Origin of the sequence: Pseudoalteromonas sp. SR45-4 (assembly GCF_014163535.1) — a bacterium.
GTDB lineage: Bacteria > Pseudomonadota > Gammaproteobacteria > Enterobacterales > Alteromonadaceae > Pseudoalteromonas > Pseudoalteromonas nigrifaciens.
The window spans coordinates 12,143-29,873 of the sequence record NZ_JACJDO010000042.1 but is presented as its reverse complement, the minus strand read 5'-3'; the positions used below and the strand labels follow the sequence as shown (position 1 = coordinate 29,873).

At 41.2% G+C, this 17,731-nt stretch carries 17 protein-coding genes, 3 tRNA genes and 1 riboswitch; of the genes, 7 read left to right on the top strand and 13 right to left on the bottom strand.

Annotated features, from left to right (window positions below):
- The first annotated feature begins 696 nt into the window (after window positions 1-696).
- From H5058_RS15260 to H5058_RS15250, 3 genes are all read left to right on the top strand, one after another.
- Window positions 697-1,134: a transcriptional repressor gene (locus tag H5058_RS15260; protein WP_011327201.1), complete on the top strand. Its 438-nt coding sequence runs from the start codon at window positions 697-699 to the stop codon at window positions 1,132-1,134.
- Between the two features lie 63 nt (window positions 1,135-1,197).
- Window positions 1,198-1,665 carry a chemotaxis protein CheX gene (locus H5058_RS15255; protein ID WP_011327200.1) on the top strand — a complete coding sequence of 156 codons (468 nt, stop codon included), beginning with the start codon at window positions 1,198-1,200 and terminating at the stop codon, window positions 1,663-1,665.
- The gene (locus H5058_RS15250) at window positions 1,662-2,090 is read left to right on the top strand and encodes a secondary thiamine-phosphate synthase enzyme YjbQ (RefSeq protein ID WP_089367755.1); all 429 of its coding nucleotides are present in this window, start codon (window positions 1,662-1,664) and stop codon (window positions 2,088-2,090) included. The genes H5058_RS15255 and H5058_RS15250 overlap by 4 nt, the downstream gene beginning before the upstream one ends.
- A 288-nt stretch (window positions 2,091-2,378) precedes the next feature.
- On the opposite strand, the gene H5058_RS15245 is transcribed toward H5058_RS15250, so the two are convergent.
- The 4 genes from H5058_RS15245 to orn all read right to left on the bottom strand — a co-directional run bounded on the left by H5058_RS15245 (window position 2,379) and on the right by orn (window position 3,804).
- Window positions 2,379-2,454 (bottom strand) — tRNA-Gly (locus H5058_RS15245).
- A 116-nt stretch (window positions 2,455-2,570) separates the two neighbouring features.
- Window positions 2,571-2,646: transfer RNA gene (locus H5058_RS15240), tRNA-Gly, on the bottom strand.
- Between the two features lie 361 nt (window positions 2,647-3,007).
- A tRNA-Gly gene (locus tag H5058_RS15235) sits at window positions 3,008-3,083 on the bottom strand.
- Window positions 3,084-3,258: 175 nt separating this feature from the next.
- On the bottom strand, window positions 3,259-3,804 hold the full coding sequence (gene orn, locus H5058_RS15230) for an oligoribonuclease (protein ID WP_011327197.1): 546 nt from the start codon (window positions 3,802-3,804) through the stop codon (window positions 3,259-3,261).
- 121 nt (window positions 3,805-3,925) lie between these two features.
- Between orn and rsgA the strand changes: the two genes are divergently transcribed.
- Together rsgA and asd are read left to right on the top strand one after the other, a co-directional pair.
- Window positions 3,926-4,984 (top strand): small ribosomal subunit biogenesis GTPase RsgA, encoded by a 1,059-nt coding sequence (gene rsgA / locus H5058_RS15225; RefSeq protein WP_011327196.1) that lies wholly within the window; start codon window positions 3,926-3,928, stop codon window positions 4,982-4,984.
- A 15-nt stretch (window positions 4,985-4,999) separates the two neighbouring features.
- Window positions 5,000-5,866: an archaetidylserine decarboxylase gene (gene asd / locus H5058_RS15220; RefSeq protein ID WP_041454339.1), complete on the top strand. Its 867-nt coding sequence runs from the start codon at window positions 5,000-5,002 to the stop codon at window positions 5,864-5,866.
- Window positions 5,867-6,048: 182 nt separating this feature from the next.
- On the opposite strand, the gene H5058_RS15215 is transcribed toward asd, so the two are convergent.
- The 8 genes from H5058_RS15215 to tnpA form a co-directional block, all read right to left on the bottom strand.
- Window positions 6,049-6,795, bottom strand: a complete 747-nt coding sequence (locus tag H5058_RS15215; protein ID WP_179807830.1) for a HesA/MoeB/ThiF family protein — start codon at window positions 6,793-6,795, stop codon at window positions 6,049-6,051.
- A 22-nt stretch (window positions 6,796-6,817) separates the two neighbouring features.
- Window positions 6,818-8,344 carry a thiamine phosphate synthase gene (thiE, locus tag H5058_RS15210; RefSeq protein ID WP_179807831.1) on the bottom strand — a complete coding sequence of 509 codons (1,527 nt, stop codon included), beginning with the start codon at window positions 8,342-8,344 and terminating at the stop codon, window positions 6,818-6,820.
- A gap of 11 nt (window positions 8,345-8,355) precedes the next feature.
- Complete coding sequence (locus tag H5058_RS15205) at window positions 8,356-9,147, bottom strand: thiazole synthase (protein ID WP_086993123.1); 792 nt, start codon at window positions 9,145-9,147, stop codon at window positions 8,356-8,358.
- Between the two features lie 5 nt (window positions 9,148-9,152).
- Window positions 9,153-9,347 (bottom strand): sulfur carrier protein ThiS, encoded by a 195-nt coding sequence (gene thiS, locus H5058_RS15200; RefSeq protein WP_011327191.1) that lies wholly within the window; start codon window positions 9,345-9,347, stop codon window positions 9,153-9,155.
- A gap of 7 nt (window positions 9,348-9,354) precedes the next feature.
- Entirely contained in the window at window positions 9,355-10,356 is a 1,002-nt protein-coding gene (locus tag H5058_RS15195) for an FAD-dependent oxidoreductase (protein WP_182678895.1), read from the bottom strand.
- A gap of 57 nt (window positions 10,357-10,413) precedes the next feature.
- Entirely contained in the window at window positions 10,414-12,366 is a 1,953-nt protein-coding gene (gene thiC, locus H5058_RS15190; protein WP_011327189.1) for a phosphomethylpyrimidine synthase ThiC, read from the bottom strand.
- 172 nt (window positions 12,367-12,538) lie between these two features.
- Window positions 12,539-12,651: riboswitch (TPP riboswitch) on the bottom strand.
- A 162-nt stretch (window positions 12,652-12,813) separates the two neighbouring features.
- Window positions 12,814-13,212: an META domain-containing protein gene (locus H5058_RS15185; RefSeq protein WP_041454338.1), complete on the bottom strand. Its 399-nt coding sequence runs from the start codon at window positions 13,210-13,212 to the stop codon at window positions 12,814-12,816.
- 157 nt (window positions 13,213-13,369) lie between these two features.
- Window positions 13,370-13,789, bottom strand: a complete 420-nt coding sequence (tnpA, locus tag H5058_RS15180; protein ID WP_182678893.1) for an IS200/IS605 family transposase — start codon at window positions 13,787-13,789, stop codon at window positions 13,370-13,372.
- Window positions 13,790-13,861: 72 nt separating this feature from the next.
- Between tnpA and H5058_RS15175 the strand changes: the two genes are divergently transcribed.
- Window positions 13,862-14,959 (top strand): RNA-guided endonuclease TnpB family protein, encoded by a 1,098-nt coding sequence (locus tag H5058_RS15175; protein ID WP_182678891.1) that lies wholly within the window; start codon window positions 13,862-13,864, stop codon window positions 14,957-14,959.
- 130 nt (window positions 14,960-15,089) lie between these two features.
- Here H5058_RS15175 and H5058_RS15170 read toward each other — a convergent pair whose 3' ends face one another.
- Window positions 15,090-15,491 carry a thioesterase family protein gene (locus H5058_RS15170; RefSeq protein WP_182678889.1) on the bottom strand — a complete coding sequence of 134 codons (402 nt, stop codon included), beginning with the start codon at window positions 15,489-15,491 and terminating at the stop codon, window positions 15,090-15,092.
- Between the two features lie 102 nt (window positions 15,492-15,593).
- Between H5058_RS15170 and H5058_RS15165 the strand changes: the two genes are divergently transcribed.
- Window positions 15,594-17,693: a TonB-dependent receptor gene (locus H5058_RS15165; protein ID WP_182678897.1), complete on the top strand. Its 2,100-nt coding sequence runs from the start codon at window positions 15,594-15,596 to the stop codon at window positions 17,691-17,693.
- Window positions 17,694-17,731 lie beyond the last annotated feature (38 nt).

The window sequence follows — 17,731 nt, the reverse complement described above, 5'->3', positions numbered from 1 at the left end:
TTTTACTCGACTCACTGATTGACTCTTGCCTCGCTAAGCGTTGCTGTCTGCCGTCTCAGTGGGGTCGCATTATAGGGCGCAGCCAGTTTTACGCAAGCGTTTTTTAAAGAAAACTTAAAATAAAATGCTGTTCGCTTGATATTTAAACCAAACGATTAAAAACAATACTAAGCCATCTGCATTTTGGGTAACTCGACTTGGTTTTACATTCTAAGCAGGTATTGAGCAGTGCATAATTTAAGCACCACTCGATTGTTTGAGTAATATAAAGTGTGCTTATTACGCTACGCATATTAAGCATGCACAAATAGTAAACAAAACTAAAAGTCATGCAATTCTTTATAACTAATAACCTGAGTAATTAGAGATTAGAGAAAGCCAATGTACTTTTAATGTAGTTTAAAACTAATGGCCTTCATTATTTTACTATATAGTACTGAAGCTACTACATAGGTATTATTTACTTGCTCATTTACTACAAGCAAATATCCAAACAAGCGTTATCGCTTATTAATGGAAAATAGCGACACTATATAATAAGTACTGCCCTCCCTAACACCAAACTCGCTACTATTAATTTAACCTCTAAAGATAAACACGCCTTAGTGAATAGCTTTAACAAACGCGTTTAATTTAAACACTGCAACTTAAATACAGTGTGATATTATATCAAGGTAGCATAAGGATAAGAGAACGATGAATATAGAATCACTCGTAAGTAAAGCAAAACAAGTATGTGACAACCGTGGTGCGCGATTTACACCTATCCGTGAAAAGGTATTTCGTTTACTTGCAAGTGCGCAAGGTGGTGTGGGCGCGTATGATTTGCTCGAGCAATTAAAAGTAACAGAAACTGGCGCTAAACCTGCCACGATATACCGTGCATTAGATTTTTTGGCTGAGCTTGGTTTTATTCATAAAATTGAAAGCACCAATGCATTTATGTTGTGCCATCATTTTGATCATATTCATCCTGTACAGTTATTAATTTGCGATACCTGTGGATTTGTTAAAGAACTGCATTCAACCGTTATTTCGCATGAGCTAAATAGTTTAGCTGCGGAAGGTGGGTTTGTTGTATCGGCGCAAACAATAGAAGCACATGGAAGATGTGAGTCTTGCAGAGCTGCATAGTTTTAGTAGCGATATAAATATTTTATCTCGCTATTTTTTAGCACTAATTTAAGAGTAAATTATATGAATGTAGAGTTCATCAACCCTTTTTTATCTTCTTTAATCAATGTATTAAGTACAATGGCTCAAACACAATTAAAGCCAGGTAAGCCACGCATTAAAACTGATGAGAAAGCTTGTGGTGATGTATCAGGCCTGATCGGAATGGTTGGCCCGCAAACACGAGGCTCTTTTTCAATAACTTTTGATGAGCAGTTAGCACTAACTATCATGGAGCGTATGCTTGGCGAACGTCCAGATAGTATAAATGAAGAAGTAACCGATATGGTAGGCGAAATTACTAATATGGTTACAGGTGGCGCTAAAAACTTATTGGGTCAAAAAGGTTTCGACTTTGATATGGCAACTCCAATAGTTGTATCTGGTAAAGACCATACAATTACTCATAAAAGCCAAGGTAAAAAAATACTCATGCCATTTACCTGCGATGCGGGTAACGCCAATATTGAAGTGAGTTTCGATAAGTTATGAGTTGGCAACAAAAAGTCATTACTTTAAAACCTCGTATCCGAGGTTTTCATTTAATTGATAACGAAATACTCATTCAAATCCCCGAACTCACAAATTACAAAGTGGGTTTACTGCACTTATTTATTCAACACACTTCAGCTAGCCTAACCATTAATGAAAATGCCGACCCTACTGTACGTATGGATATGGAGAGCCACTTTAATGAATTTGTTCCGCAGTGCCAACCCTATTATCGTCACGATTATGAAGGTGACGACGACATGCCAGCTCATATAAAAACCAGTATTTTAGGCTGTGAGTTAAGCATCCCTATTACAAATGGCTATTTAGCTTTAGGTACATGGCAAGGTGTTTATTTAGGTGAACATCGAGACAGCGGTGGTACTAGGCGAATTGTAGCAACCATTCAGGGCGAGTTGTTTTAACAAGTCGCCTCATCAAAGCTTAAACCTCACTCCCGCCGCATACCCATTAATTATCACAGTAAAAACACATCACTTTATTGGTAAAGAACTTGCCCTTCGCGAGTAACTATCGTTGCTAATTACTAAAGGCTTTAACGCAATTTTTATCGAATGCATAGCGAGAAAACCTAGTGTTCTTCAGTCGCTGGATAGTTCACTGCATATGAAATCAGATAGAGAAAGATTGTATTTAAAATAAGAAATTTTTATGGCTTTTTGTTTGGGATATTTTTGATAGATATAAAAGATTGGAGCGGTACACGAGGCTCGAACTCGTGACCTCGACCTTGGCAAGGTCGCGCTCTACCAACTGAGCTAGTACCGCATTATAAAGTAGTCAGTAATTCGTCCGTTGGTGCGCAACAAATCGCGTTCAACATTTTGGCAACTGAACTAGTACCGCATTTTTATTCAACACTGCAATTTCTTTTGGTTAGAAATTGGAGCGGCACACGAGGCTCGAACTCGTGACCTCGACCTTGGCAAGGTCGCGCTCTACCAACTGAGCTAGTGCCGCATTTTTATTTCTTTAGTTATTTTACGTTGGTGCGCGACAAGTCGCGTTCAACATTCTAGCAACTGAGCTAGTACCGCATTATAAAGTAGTCAGTAATTCGTCCGTTGGTGCGCGACAGGTCGCGTTCAACATTCTAGCAACTGAGCTAGTGCCGCATTATAAAGTAGTCAGTAATTCGTCCGTTGGTGCGCGACAGGTCGCGTTCAACATTCTAGCAACTGAGCTAGTACCGCATTATAAAGTAGTCAGTAATTCGTCCGTTGGTGCGCGACGGGTCGCGTTCAACATTCTAGCAACTGAGCTAGTACCGCATTTTTACTTCTAGTTATATAAATAACTTCAATTTCTTTTGGTTAGAAATTGGAGCGGCACACGAGGCTCGAACTCGTGACCTCGACCTTGGCAAGGTCGCGCTCTACCAACTGAGCTAGTGCCGCATTATAAAGTAGTAAGTAATTCGTCCGTTGCTGCGCGACAAGTCGCGTTCAACATTCTAGCAACTGAGCTAGTATTGCTTTATATTTAAACAACTCAAACACACTAACCCCGCGTGGGTTATCGTCTTGAGCGGGGCAGGATTCTACAATAATACAGTGTGTTTGCAAGTGTTTTTTATAAATTAAAGAATTTTTCTCTATAGACCTTTAATTCCATAATCGAATCTTTAATGTCGTCTAGCGCAAGATGTGAGCCTTTTTTATTCACTTGTGCAAGTACCTCTGGTTTCCAGCGACGCGCGAGCTCTTTAATTGTGCTTACATCTAGATTACGATAGTGAAAAAAGTCTTCCAATTCGCGCATGTATTTATTCATAAAGCGACGATCTTGCCCTATTGAGTTACCACACATCGGTGATGCACCTGCAGGTACCCATTGTTTTAAAAAGGCTATTGTTTGCTCAACCGCGTAGGCTTCGTCGTAAGTACTTGCCTTGCAGCGTGCTGTTAAACCCGATTTTCCATGCTGAGTGGTACACCACTCATCCATATTATCAAGCAACTCATTACTTTGATGAATGGCAATAGTTGGCCCTTCAGCTAATATATTCAAATCAGCATCAGTGACAACGGTCGCAATTTCGAGTATTTTATCGGTCTCTGGTTCGAGTCCGGTCATTTCAAGATCGAGCCAAATTAAGTTTGATTTATTAATATTCATAATTACCTAAGCGGTGCTTTCCTTTAGATCCAGCGCATTTCGATATATCATATTAGCATCATACGTCGAGCTAAAGCATTTTTTAGCTAAGTCGACATTTAACTAAGGTTATAGGCCTCCTGTGGCAAAACAAAAAAAATTAAGTAAAGGCCAGTCTCGTCAGATCAAGGCTAATCATCAAAAGCGTATAAGCAGTGCTGATGCAAGGCCTGCTAAAAAAGGTGCGCAAGAATGGCAAACCGATAATTTAGGCCAAGTAGAAAGCGCTATTGTGATCAGTCGTTTTGGTCAACATGCCGATGTGGAAGTTGAAAGCGGCGAAGTACTACGCTGTAATATACGCCGCACTGTGTCTAATTTAGTGTGTGGGGATGAAGTACTGTTTCGTCGCGCTAAAGTAAGCGAAGGCGATTTAGCAGGTGTAATTGAAGCAACGCAAGAGCGTCGGTCACAACTTACTCGCCCTGATTTTTACGACGGTGTAAAAGTAATAGCTGCTAATATTGACCAAATATTAATGGTGTCAGCAGTATTACCCGAATTTACCCCAAGTATTATCGACCGTTATTTAATAGCCTGCGAAGATATGGGTATAGAGCCTATTTTAGTACTAAATAAAATAGATTTAATAGATGCGCAAGGTCTTAGTGAAATACAAAAAGTACTCGATGTATACCGCAAGCTCGACTACAAAGTTTTATTGGTTAGTAATATAAGTACCGATGGTATTGACGAATTAAAAGATGTACTCGTTGGCAAAAACAATATTTTTGTTGGTCAAAGTGGCGTAGGTAAATCTACTTTAGTTAATACCGTACTTCCAGATGCTGAAATTCTAACTAAAGAAGTTTCTGAAAACAGTGGTTTAGGCCAACATACCACCACGGTATCTCGCCTACATCATTTACCAAGCGGCGGTAACTTAATAGATTCACCGGGTATACGTGAATTTGGTTTATGGCACTTAGAAGTTGATCGTGTAACTTGGTGCTTTAAAGAATTTAGAGAATTTATAGGCGGGTGTCGATTTAGAGACTGTAAACATTTAAACGATCCGGGCTGTATAATTAAAGAAGCCGTAGCTGATGGCAAAATTTCGCAATTGCGCTTTGACAGCTACCACAGAATTTTAGAAACAATGGCCGATGGCCGTGCAGGCTCTCGCGCGCCTCGCGTATAATTTAGGAAACAACCAGTGAGTTTAGATAAATTTAAAATCGCAATGCAGTACGCAATGCCAAAACACTTTATTTCACGCGTAGTAGGAAAACTAGCCGCTGCTAAAGCGGGTGTGTTAACAACCACGTTAATTAAACTGTTTATTAAGCAATACAAAGTAGATATGAGTGAAGCTAAACACCCAGATCCTGCTCATTATGAAAGCTTTAACGAGTTTTTCACCCGTCCGTTAAAAGATGGCGCACGCCCAATAGTTGCAGACAGCGACATTATTATTCATCCAGTAGATGGCGCAATTAGCCAATTAGGCGATATTGTTGACGGCCAACTAATTCAAGCTAAAGGTCACGATTACAGCCTACAAGCACTACTTGGTGGTAATAAAGACGATACAACCCCATTTTTAGGCGGTAAGTTTGCAACTATTTATTTAGCGCCAAAAGACTATCACCGTATTCATATGCCAATTGATGGCACATTAAGTAAAATGATTTACGTACCAGGCGATTTATTTTCAGTAAATCCGCTGACTGCGCAAAACGTGCCTAACTTGTTTGCACGTAACGAACGTGTGGTTGCTATTTTTGAAACTGAAATAGGCCCACTTGCTATGGTACTGGTTGGCGCAACTATTGTTGCCAGCATTGAAACTATTTGGGCGGGTACAGTAACACCACCAGCTGGTAGCGATGTATTTAGCTGGAACTACCCAACCAAGGGCGAAAACGCTATTAGCCTTAAAAAAGGTGAAGAAATGGGCCGCTTTAAACTTGGCTCTACCGTGGTACTTGCTTGGGGCGACGACAAAGCGGATATTCTTGATGATCAACTTCCTGAAACAGTGACCCGCTTAGGCACCCCGTTTGCCAAAATTGATGATTAAGATATAGATATCGATATAGATATCAGGTAAAAAAAACCCGCGTTTATGGTAATAAACGCGGGGTTTTTATTTTTCAGTGAGTTTATAAATTCAATCGCGGTGGAAAATAACTCGCCTACAGTTTGCTTAAATACCGAGTTTGGCTGATCTCTGCCTGATACCTAACACCTGAAACCGTGGCTTTACCTACACTCCTTACAGTCGATATCTTTCACCACTTTAAATTGTTGCTGCTGCAAAGTGAGTGCATTAATACTCATAAACACACAATCGCTAGAATGACCTAATAACATATTGAGTGTCAGCTGCGCCTGCATTGAGCCGATAATACCCAACAGCGGACTTATTACTCCGGCGTTATCACAATTGATAAGCGGCGCAATATCGTTTTGTGGAAAAATACAGCCATAACACGGGCTATTTGCATTTCTAAAGTCTAAGCCAATCAGCTGCCCTTTTGTTGCCAGTGCCGCACCCGAGATTAACGGGGTTTTATGCTCTATACAAAAGCGATTAACACTGTAACGAGTGGTAAAGTTATCACTGCAATCCAACACAATATCCGCATTATTGAGTAATGCTGCGCTATTATCTTGAGTAAGCTTTTCAGCGTGAGTAATTATAGTGATTTGGTTATTCAGACTTGCAAGCACTTTACCTGCTGCAACCACCTTTTTTTGCCCTAAGTGATTTACTTTATAAAGCACTTGGCGCTGTAAGTTCGAAAGCTCAACCGCATCATCATCAATTAAAATAAGCTTACCAATACCCGCAGCAGCTAAATACAGTAATGCGGGGCTGCCTAAGCCGCCCGCACCTACTACTGCAACACTTGCCGACTTAAGCTTTAACTGCCCTGCAAGTCCCACTTCTTTAAGCAATATATGGCGACTATAGCGCAGCATTTCTTTATCGCTAAGTTCATTCATTTGGCTATTAACCTGGCCCACTTTAATTTATTGCCGCTTGCAACGCACTTATTGCCTGCACATAATCATCGGCTTCGCTAATTGCACGTACCACAGCCACACTACCAACGCCTGTTTTAGCAACTTGGCTGGCGCGCTTTAAATCTATACCGCCAATTGCCACTGTTGGGTAGCTTTGCATCAAGGGGACAAATTTAAATAACTTTTCTAGTCCCTGTATTTGCCCTGTCATATCTTTGGTAGTGGTAGGATAAATAGCGCCAAATGCCAAATAACTTGGGCGGTAATTATGTGCGCGGAGCATTTCATAGAAGCCATGAGTAGAAAGCCCCAGCCTAAGTCCTGCATTTTTAATCGCCGCTAAATTAGTGCTTTCTAGATCTTGTTGGCCTAAATGCACACCATATGCACCATGCTTAATTGCAAGTTGCCAATAGTCGTTTATAAATACCTGCGCATTATATTGCTCCCCCAGTGCCACTGCTTTTGCCACTAATTCGTCAAGTTGTGCATCGTCTTTATTTTTAACTCGTAACTGCACAGTTTTAACGCCTTGTTGTAAGCACTTTTCTAGCCAGTCAACACTATCAACCACTGCGTATAAACCTAATGATTTACTTTCGCAGGGTGCAAAATCTGCAGCCATATTAAAATCAAGCGGAACGTCAAAATCGAGTTCATCACCTAACCAACTGCCCGCTTCTATTACTTGGGGGTAATCGGCTAAGTTGGTTGGAAATGAGGTTTGTGCTACTGGGCCAATTCCTTCTCCGTAGCGCACCGCTACTTTCAATCCTTGATTAATATAAGCTTTAGCTAAAATAAACGCATCTTTTAACGGGTAGTCTTTTGCTAAGCAAGCAGCAATAACCGAGGCCATACTGCAGCCTGTACCATGGTTATGTGGCGTTTGAATTTTTTCATTTCCCAGCCAGTATTCTTCGCCTTTTTGAGTGAAATTATTTATGCAGTAATCTATACAGTAGCCGCTTGGATAATCCCAATGCCCGCCTTTTATAACCACGGCTTTTGCGCCCCAGCTTAATAACTTATTGGCGGCTTCTTTTATTGCCGCAGGACCAATTAAGTACACGCCAGTTAATAACTGGGTTTCGTGCGTATTTGGGGTTATTACATCCACCAGCGGCAATAAGCATTCTTTAATAGCACTTACTGTGTCTTCCTCTGTTAATAAATCGCCGCTAGTAGCAATAGCTACTGGGTCGTAAACAATAACAGGCGGCACTGGCCATTTGGCTTTATAGTGGCTTATATGTTCACTGATCAATTGAATTTGCTGCACATTTGCCAGCATGCCTATTTTAATTACTTTGGCTTTCATATCTTTTTCGAGCGCTAAAAGCTGCGATTCAATAATATCGGTTGATACGGCATTAATTGCCTCAACACCTAAACTATTTTGCGCAGTCAGTGCTGTAATAGCAGTGCACCCATGCACACCAAAACTTTGCATTGCTTTTATATCGGCTTGAATACCTGCGCCACCGCCTGAGTCTGAGCCGGCGATTGTCCATACTACGTTATTCATATTCGTCTCACTTATTCTTGATGCCAAAATGGCATACCCATAGTCGGGGTTGAAGGGGCTGCAACGTCTTTTTCAGGCATTGCTTTGGCGTTATATGCAAAACGTCCAGCCTCTACCGCGGCTTTAAATGCTCGGCTCATGGTTATAGGGCAACCCGCTCCGGCAATCGCCGAATTTAATAATACTGCATCATACCCTAGTTCAAGTGCTTGGCAGGCATGCGAGGGCAAACCTAAACCAGCATCCACTATTAACGTTGCCTCAGGTAAGCGCTCTCTGATTGTTTTTAAATTATAACTGTTTAACAAGCCTTTACCTGTACCAATGGGTGCACCCCATGGCATTAATACTTCACAGCCTAAAGCATTTAAACGCTGGCACAGCACTAAATCGTCTGTGCAATATGGCAGTACTTTAAAGCCATCGTCGATCAGTATTTTAGTTGCTTCTAACAGTGCAAACGGATCGGGCTGCAAGTTGTAATCGTCCCCTATCAGTTCAAGCTTAATCCAATCGGTAGCAAACACTTCACGGCACATTTTAGCAAGCGTAATGGCCTCTTTAACACTATGACACCCTGCTGTATTTGGTAAAATTTTAAGCCCAGTATTTTTTATTAACTGCCAAAAATCATCACCCGCAGCCGCACTTTGCTGACGCCTAAGCGACACCGTGACTATTTCAGCGCCCGATGCAACAATCGATTCATTCATCACTGCAGGCGACGGGTAAAGCGCCGAGCCTATTAGCAATCGGCTTTTTATTTGCTCACCATAAATAGTTAAATAGTCATTATTTAGCATAGCTGTTATCCGCCCTGAATCGGCGAGAGCAGCTCAATACTATCACCCTCAGTTAATTGATAATCGCTATGCTGGCTTTGCGGTATAAACTCACCATTAATCGCCACCGCAAATGGTGCAACACCACCAAAATCTTGCAAACAGTTAATGAGCTTATTACTGCTAATAGCTATTAACTCACCATTAATTGTTATGTTCATTTAATTTTCACTCTATGCATAAAAGGGCATTTGCCACTAAACTTGGCGCTAACATGTAACCATGACGATATAAGCCATTAATGCTAATAACTCGCCCAACGTGTGTTACTTGTGGGCGGTTATCGCTAAATGCCGGGCGTAATCCTGTTTGAATATTTAATAGCCGCGCTTCGGCAAAACCGCTGTGCACCGTATAAGCTGCCGAAAGTAACTCTAAAGCAGAGCGCACTGTGGCTGGGCCTGTATCTTGCGACTCTATTTCAGTCGCGCCAATTACGTATTCATTATTGGGTTTAGGCGCTATATAAATGGGGTAACGCGGATGCATTAAGCGCACGGGTCGCGTTAAACTCACCTCTGGCGCGTATAACCTAGCTACTTCTCCACGCACGCCCCGCAGAGGCTTGTCATCTTTTGCGCCAAGCCCTCGGCAATCAATAATATAATCAAACTCTCGGTTATTAATTTTATTATCGTTAATCGTTACCCGTTGATTAAATACAAACTTTACTTTGCGTTTATTGAGCTGTGTAAAGCTGGCTTGATAAAATGCCTGATTATCTATTTGCCCGTCACAGGGTAAAAATAACCCCTGACTAAAACGATTAGCAAGCTCAGGCTCTAACATTTCAATTTGCTGGGAATTCACCGACTCCCCTGTATAATTAGCTAACGGTTTTAGCCGCTGAGCAAAGCTTTGTAAATCGCCTTTATCTTGCTGATGCGCGACAACTAATGTGCCCTGCTGCTGAAAAAAAACCTCACTATCAAGCTCATCAATAATCCCAGGCCAACGCTTTATAGAATCAAGCCCCATTAAAGCTAAATCAGCCTCGCACAATACCGACTCAGCAAGAGGAGCAAGCATAGCCGCAGCCACCTTGCCTGCGCTGTTTTGAGAGTGCTCATCATCTGCCTCAAATACAGTAACTCGGTGTTGCTTACTCAGCTCAAGCGCCGCCAACCTACCGGTTAAACCAAACCCCACTACCGCTATATTGTAAAACATAAAAGTTCCTTTTAGCTGCGAGCCCTCGCTGCCCGCAGCCCAACACCTTAAGCTGATTTATATCGCTTTATGATATATTTCTGATCCGGTTTTTTTAAACTCGTCCGACTTAGCTTTCATTTGTGCTTCTACATCAATCATTTTTATTGTAATCGTATCTGCAGCATTAGCAGGGTCAATGCCACGCGCTTCTAAATCTTTTGCATATTCGCGTACTTCTTGACTGATTTTCATTGAGCAAAACTTAGGGCCACACATAGAGCAAAAATGCGCTACTTTACCCGACTCTTGCGGGAGTGTTTCATCGTGATATTCGCGGGCACGCTCAGGGTCTAAACCAATATTAAATTGGTCATGCCATCTAAACTCAAAGCGCGCTTTTGATAGGGCATTATCACGCTCTTGCGCACCGGGGTGACCTTTTGCTAAATCGGCGGCATGGGCAGCAATTTTATAGGTAATTAAACCTTCTTTTACGTCTTCCTTATTTGGCAAACCTAAATGCTCTTTAGGTGTTACGTAACACAGCATAGCGCAGCCGTACCATGCTATTTGAGCCGCACCAATACCTGAGGTGATATGGTCATACCCAGGTGCAATATCAGTAGTTAACGGGCCTAAAGTGTAAAACGGTGCTTCGTCGCAATGTTTAAGTTGCTCATCCATATTGGCCTTAATCATATGCATTGGCACATGCCCGGGGCCTTCTATAAATACTTGTACATCGTGTTTCCAGGCTAACTTAGTCAACTCACCTAGGGTGCGCAATTCGCTAAACTGAGCTTCATCGTTGGCATCAGCAATCGAGCCTGGGCGCAGGCCATCGCCAAGCGAAAAACAAATATCGTATTGCTTTAAAATTTCGCAAATATCTTCAAAGTGGGTGTATAAAAAGTTTTCTTTATGGTGCGCTAAACACCACTTTGCCATGATAGAACCACCGCGCGACACAATACCGGTTACTCGTTTTGCGGTCATTGGTACGTAACGCAGTAGCACACCTGCATGAATAGTAAAGTAATCGACGCCTTGTTCAGCTTGCTCAATGAGCGTATCGCGAAAAATCTCCCAGGTTAAGTCCTCCGCTACGCCGTTTACTTTTTCCAGCGCTTGATAAATAGGAACTGTGCCAATAGGTACAGGCGAGTTACGTACTACCCATTCGCGAGTTTCATGAATATAACGCCCAGTTGATAAATCCATAACGGTATCGGCGCCCCAGCGAGTAGACCACACCATTTTCTCTACTTCTTCTTCAATCGATGAGCTTACCGACGAATTACCTATATTAGCGTTTACTTTTACCAAAAAGTTACGCCCTACAATCATAGGTTCGGTTTCGGGGTGGTTAATATTGTTGGGTAATATAGCCCGGCCACGCGCAATTTCGTCGCGTACAAATTCAGGCGTAATAAAATCAGGAATACTGGCCCCAAACGACTCGCCTTTATGCTGCGCGGCTAATAGTTCAGCATGAATTTTTTTGCGCCCCATGTTTTCGCGTATCGCTACGTATTCCATTTCAGGGGTAATAATGCCTTGGCGAGCGTAATGCATTTGCGTGACATTTTTACCCGCTTTACCGCGGCGTATTTTTGGTAAATGCTCAAAACGAAGATGATCAAGCCCTTCATCAGCCATACGTTGTTGCGTAAAACGTGAAGTAACTGATTCAAGTAACTCGGTATCACCGCGACTTTCAATCCATTGCTCACGAAACTTTGCTAAGCCTTGGCGTACATCAAGCTTAAAGTTTGGATCGGTATACGGGCCTGATGTGTCGTAAACACGTAGCGGCTCGTTTGGCTCATACACTGGATTTTCATCACTGCCGCCTATATAAGTATCGCTTAGGGTTATTTCACGCATTCCTACACGAATGTTGTTTTGCGTACCCTCAACATACACTTTGTGCGAATTAGGAAAGGGTTGTCCCGTTAAGTTATAAATATATTCAGATGCAGCGGCTCGCGTTTCACGACGCGATGATTTTTTTGCAGTATTCGACATGACTTACCTCATAGTTTATGGGTTGTCTTGTGCGAAGAATTGAGAAGGCAAAATGCCTCATTGGATCGTAGATTGGTTAAGCAGTTTACTGTCACAGCCAATCTTGGCAGCCAACAGAACTTAATACCGGATGGTATAACTTGTACGCATAAAAAAAGACGCACAAGCGTCCTATTTTAGGCAGCTTGTTCCCTACGCAGGTATTAGCCTGATCAGGTTCACGGATCCCGCTTTCGCGATCTCAGCCTTAACTAATTATTTAGTTAGGCACTCCGACAAGTATTAATACCAATTATTAAATATACCTTTGCCACTTATAACTGCAGCTGCAATGCTAAGTTGTTTGGGTATCAAATTGGTATTTGTAATTTATTAATTTGCGAATAGTATCTAGCAAATCAGCGTTGAGTGTACGCCAGTTAAAAATCGCCTGCAAGAGGGCGTTTTTTATTTCGCAATAAATACAAATGTTTTCTCGCCCTGCATTACCAATTGCTGGTCTTGCATTTTAAGCTGCGCGCCTTGTTGCAGTGCGTGTAGTAACTGCTGCTCAAACTTATCAAGTTGTTGGCCACACGACTTACGGGTCATCCCTATTTTGTTAACTGTTAAGCTACTATCGTCCAGCTCACCTTCACCAAAAAATTTATTGCAGCCAGCAAAACCATTGACTTGCAGTGCTTCAATAAAACCCACCGACGCATTAAACGAAGGCGGAATAGCTAGGCCATCAATACGTGATAACTGCCATTGAGTATGTTTAAGCTGCTCTGAGGTAACCGTTTGCGTTGATGCACAACCAACACATAAACCGATTATAAGCATGGGTATTGCTGCTAATTTCATGTTATTACTAATTATTTGTCTAATTACTGTAATAATAACAATTTTTAACAAGTTAATCCGTTAAAAATACATGTTTAAAGTGTAAATTTTATCGTTCCTGATGAAAAACCCCGTCATTTATATCGGGGATGTAAGTCTTTAATGCGTAGCATTAACATTACTTAGGTCTATTTTGTTGTTCTATATAGGCTGTTAATACGTCCAATGACGCGCCACCGCAAGATCCAGCAAAGTAGCTAGGCGACCAAAGCGCACCGTTCCATAAGTTGCGGTGTATTTCTGTAAACTCTTTCCTCATTAGTCTTGAGCTAACACCTTTAAGCGAATTAATTAATTTACTTAATTGTACTTTAGGAGGGTATTCAATTAACAAATGAACGTGATCTTGCTCACCGTTAAATTCGACTAAATCAACTTCAAAATCTTTACACACACCTAATAGTATCGCCTCTAGCCGATTTAAAATTACATCATTAAACACCGTGCGCCTGTATTTTGTCACGAATACTAAATGTGCATGTAATGCGCTAACACAGTGCCGACCTTTTCTTACTTCTGCCTCATTCTTATGCGTCATAATTATAATGGACCAATAGTTGATTGTCATACTTAGGTATATATAATAAGAGAAAGCAAGGAGTAAGACCAAGTGATTTTAATAGCATACAAATACAGAGTTTACCCAAATAATGAACAGGCGCTAATGCTTACTCATACATTTGGCTGTGTTCGTTTCGCTTATAATTCAGCACTTGGTTACTCTAAAGAGCAATACGACTTAGGTAATAAAACCAATTATAACGATTGGAGTAAAAACCTCACTCAGCTTAAAAAGAACCCTGATTTTGCATGGTTGAAAGATGTTTCAAGTGTGCCATTGCAGCAAGCATTAAAGCACCTAGATAAAGGCTTTAAATCATTCTTTAAGTCTGGCTTTGGCTACCCTAAGTTTAAAAATAAACAGGGTAATCAATCAGTAAGCTATATGAGTAACGGCTTTAAGTGGGAGGCTGATAAGCAATCGTTAACACTTGCTAAGATGAAGCAGCCATTAAAAATTAAGTGGTCACGCTCATTTACTGGTAAGCCTAGTTCGCTGACTGTATCTAAAACTAAATCAGGTAAGTACTTCATTAGTATCTTAGTTAAAGAAGATATTAAAAAACTACCAGTAGCGAATAAAACGGTAGGCGTAGACGTTGGCATTAAAGATCTTGCTATCTGTTCGGATGGCACTAAGTTCAATAATCCACGATTAACAAACAAGTACGCTAGCAAGCTAGCCAAAGCACAACGTAAACTAGCCAAGAAGAAAAAAGGCTCTAACAACTTCAACAAGCAAAAACGTGTTGTTGCTCAAATTCACGAAAAGATAGCAAACTCACGCAAAGACTTTACCCAAAAAATGACAACGAAACTTGTAAACGAAAACCAAGTGATAGGGATCGAGTCATTGAAAGTCAAAAACATGGTTAAGAACCGTAAGCTATCTAAGCATATCCACGATGCTAATTTTGGTGAAATAGTAAGGCAGTTAGAATATAAAGCCGATTGGTATGGCCGTAAAGTGTCAGCTATTAGCCAGTGGTTTCCATCAAGTAAAATGTGTAATGAGTGCGGTTCGCTGTATTCTGGTAAATGGTCATTAGCTATAAGAACGTGGTCTTGTGAATGTGGAGCTATCCACGATAGAGATCATAATGCTGCTATTAATATTCATAATGAGGGATTAAGGCTAATAGCTTAAATAATTTGTGGCGGTAGGTAGTACCGACACATTAAATGCTTGTAAGAGGTTTTAGAAGTCTAAAGTGATCTAGTATCACAATGCTTAAACCGTTGACGACAAGAATCCCCTTGATTTATCTGGGGGTACTTCAATCAGAATCCGTTTTAAATAAATTATCTATTTGCGCTGGTAAAAATGGCCGACCTTTTTCATTTAAAGCTGTGCCGATTACCAATGCATTAAGCATTATTTTCTCATCGTGTTTACGGATCAGGGTTTGTTTAAAAGCAAATTTAAGTCGGCTAATACGTTGTGGCTCTACAGCTACATAAAATTCATCACCCGGTAATAATGACTGTTTATAATCCATTTCGCTGCGCATCACGACCAGGTTAATTTTATCTTTGGCAAGCTGAGCAAAATCAACCCCATGTGCATGCAAAAATTCATGGCGCGCATGCTCTAAGTAATTAAAATACACACTATTATTTACAATGCCTTGTAGGTCGCATTCGTAGTCACGCACTTTAAAGTCTACTGTAAAGGTCATATTCGTAATCCAAATTATTTAACGTATAATTGCCGCGTTTATAGCACATGTACTGAAATAATTGCTACCATGCAAGTCCCTAAAATGGAGTTAAGTAACCTAATGAACTTACGTTTGTCTTTAATTACCGCCGCATTATTACCACTGTTTGGTGCATCAGTTACCGCCAACGCTGACGATACAGATCTAGAACGCATTGTTGTTACTGGTGATTTTCAACGAGAAAGCATTCAAACCTTAAGTGCTAGCGCCAGCTTATTTAGCGAAGATGAAGTTAATTTACGAGGTGCAACCTACCTAGATGAAATGCTTGGGAGTACTGCCAATATTAATTTTGCTTCTGGAGCTTCTCGCGGTCGTTATATTCAAATTCGTGGCGTAGGACTACGTTCACAGTTTGTTGACCCCATAAATCCTTCGGTTGGTTTAGTTATTGATGGCATTAACTACTCAGGCCTTGGTGGCAGTGCATTATTATTTGATATTGACCAAGTAGAAATTTACCGTGGCCCACAAGGTACACGCTTTGGTGCCGACGGTATGGCAGGTATGATCCAAATGCAATCGGCGCAAGCAACAAGCGATCCTAGTTTAAAACTACAAGTAGGTGCAGGCACTTACAACAGCCGCGAAGCAGGTCTTGCTGCAAGTACAGGTTTAACCGACGATACCAGCGCTCGTGTTAGCTACTTTCGTAGAAAATCAGACGGCTATGTAGATAACCTATACCTAAATAAGCCAACTCAAGGGCAAGACGAGCAAGTAGCACGCTTTAAATTAAACAGCCAAGTAACTGCCAATTTACGCACAGAATTAAATCTACACTATATAGATATTAACAACGGTTACGACACGTTCGCACTTGATAACGGCCGTAACAGCGTTGCCGATGAACCCGGTGAAGATAACCAATTAAGTTACGCTATTGGTCTAAATAACACTTATACGGGCTTTGATTTATTTGACGTAAACTTAAGTTTATCGGCGATCGACAGTGAATTATTTTATAGCTTTGATGAAGATTGGGTATGTAACGATCCGAGTAAACCGCAACTTTGCGCCGCCGGTTTGCATCCTGATGGTTACAGCTCAACTGATGTTTACAGCCGCGATCGCGATGATCAAGGGGTCGATTTACAATTTAAAAGCAAAACCGGCAACTGGGTTGCAGGTCTTTACTATCAAAACCGCGACGTAGATTTAGAGCGCCAATACACCTGGTTAGCTAGCCCATTTAACTCAACGTATGAAACCAATAACGTGGCAGTATACGGCCAATTAGCAACTCCTATTGGGCCTAAAACCACTTTAATTACCGGCTTACGTGTTGAGCAATACCAAGGTGATTACGCCGATAATAACGGTTTTATTGAAGATACCGACGACATTATGGTTGGCGGAAAAATAGCGCTTGAGTACCAAGTAATTGATCGCACCATGATCTACACCAGCATTACCCGTGGTTATAAAGCAGGCGGCATTAACTCAGAAGCGCTCGCTAAAGCCAAAGATGAAGGCTTAAACCTTGATGCTGAATTTTTTAAACAACACACCAGTTTTGATCCAGAATACTTATGGAGCGGTGAGTTTGGTGTTAAAGGATCATCCCTTGATGATAAATTTATTCTACGTTTAGCTGCGTTTTACATGCACCGCGACAACATTCAGTTAAAGTCATGGCAAGTACAAGATCAGAAGTTTACCGGTTATGTAGATAACGCGAGCTCTGGTAGTAACTATGGCCTTGAACTTGAAGGTAGCTACCAGCTAACCGACGATTTACTTATTAGCGGTAGTGCTGGTTATTTAAATACTAAAATAAATAAATTTGTAACTAAAGCGGGTTTAAACCAAGACGGTCGCGACCAAGCACAGTCACCTAAATATCAATACGCACTGAGTGCTCGTTATAACCTTACCAACGAGCTTTATGCCATGGTAGGCGTTGAAGGCAAAGACGATTATTACTTCTCAGATAGCCATAATGCGCAAGCACCAAACAGTAATTTAGTGAATGTAAGCTTAGGTTATGAAGCCGATAGCTGGGCTGTACGCGCTTGGGCACGTAACGTGTTTGACGAAACAGTACCTACTCGCGGTTTTGAGTTTGGCAACAACCCACTTGATGGTTACGCTGATCATACCTACACCCAACTTGGTGAACCACGTGTAGCTGGCGTTACTTTTACACTTAATTTATAAAATAAAGCTGACAGCTTTTAGTACTCAGTTAAAAAAAC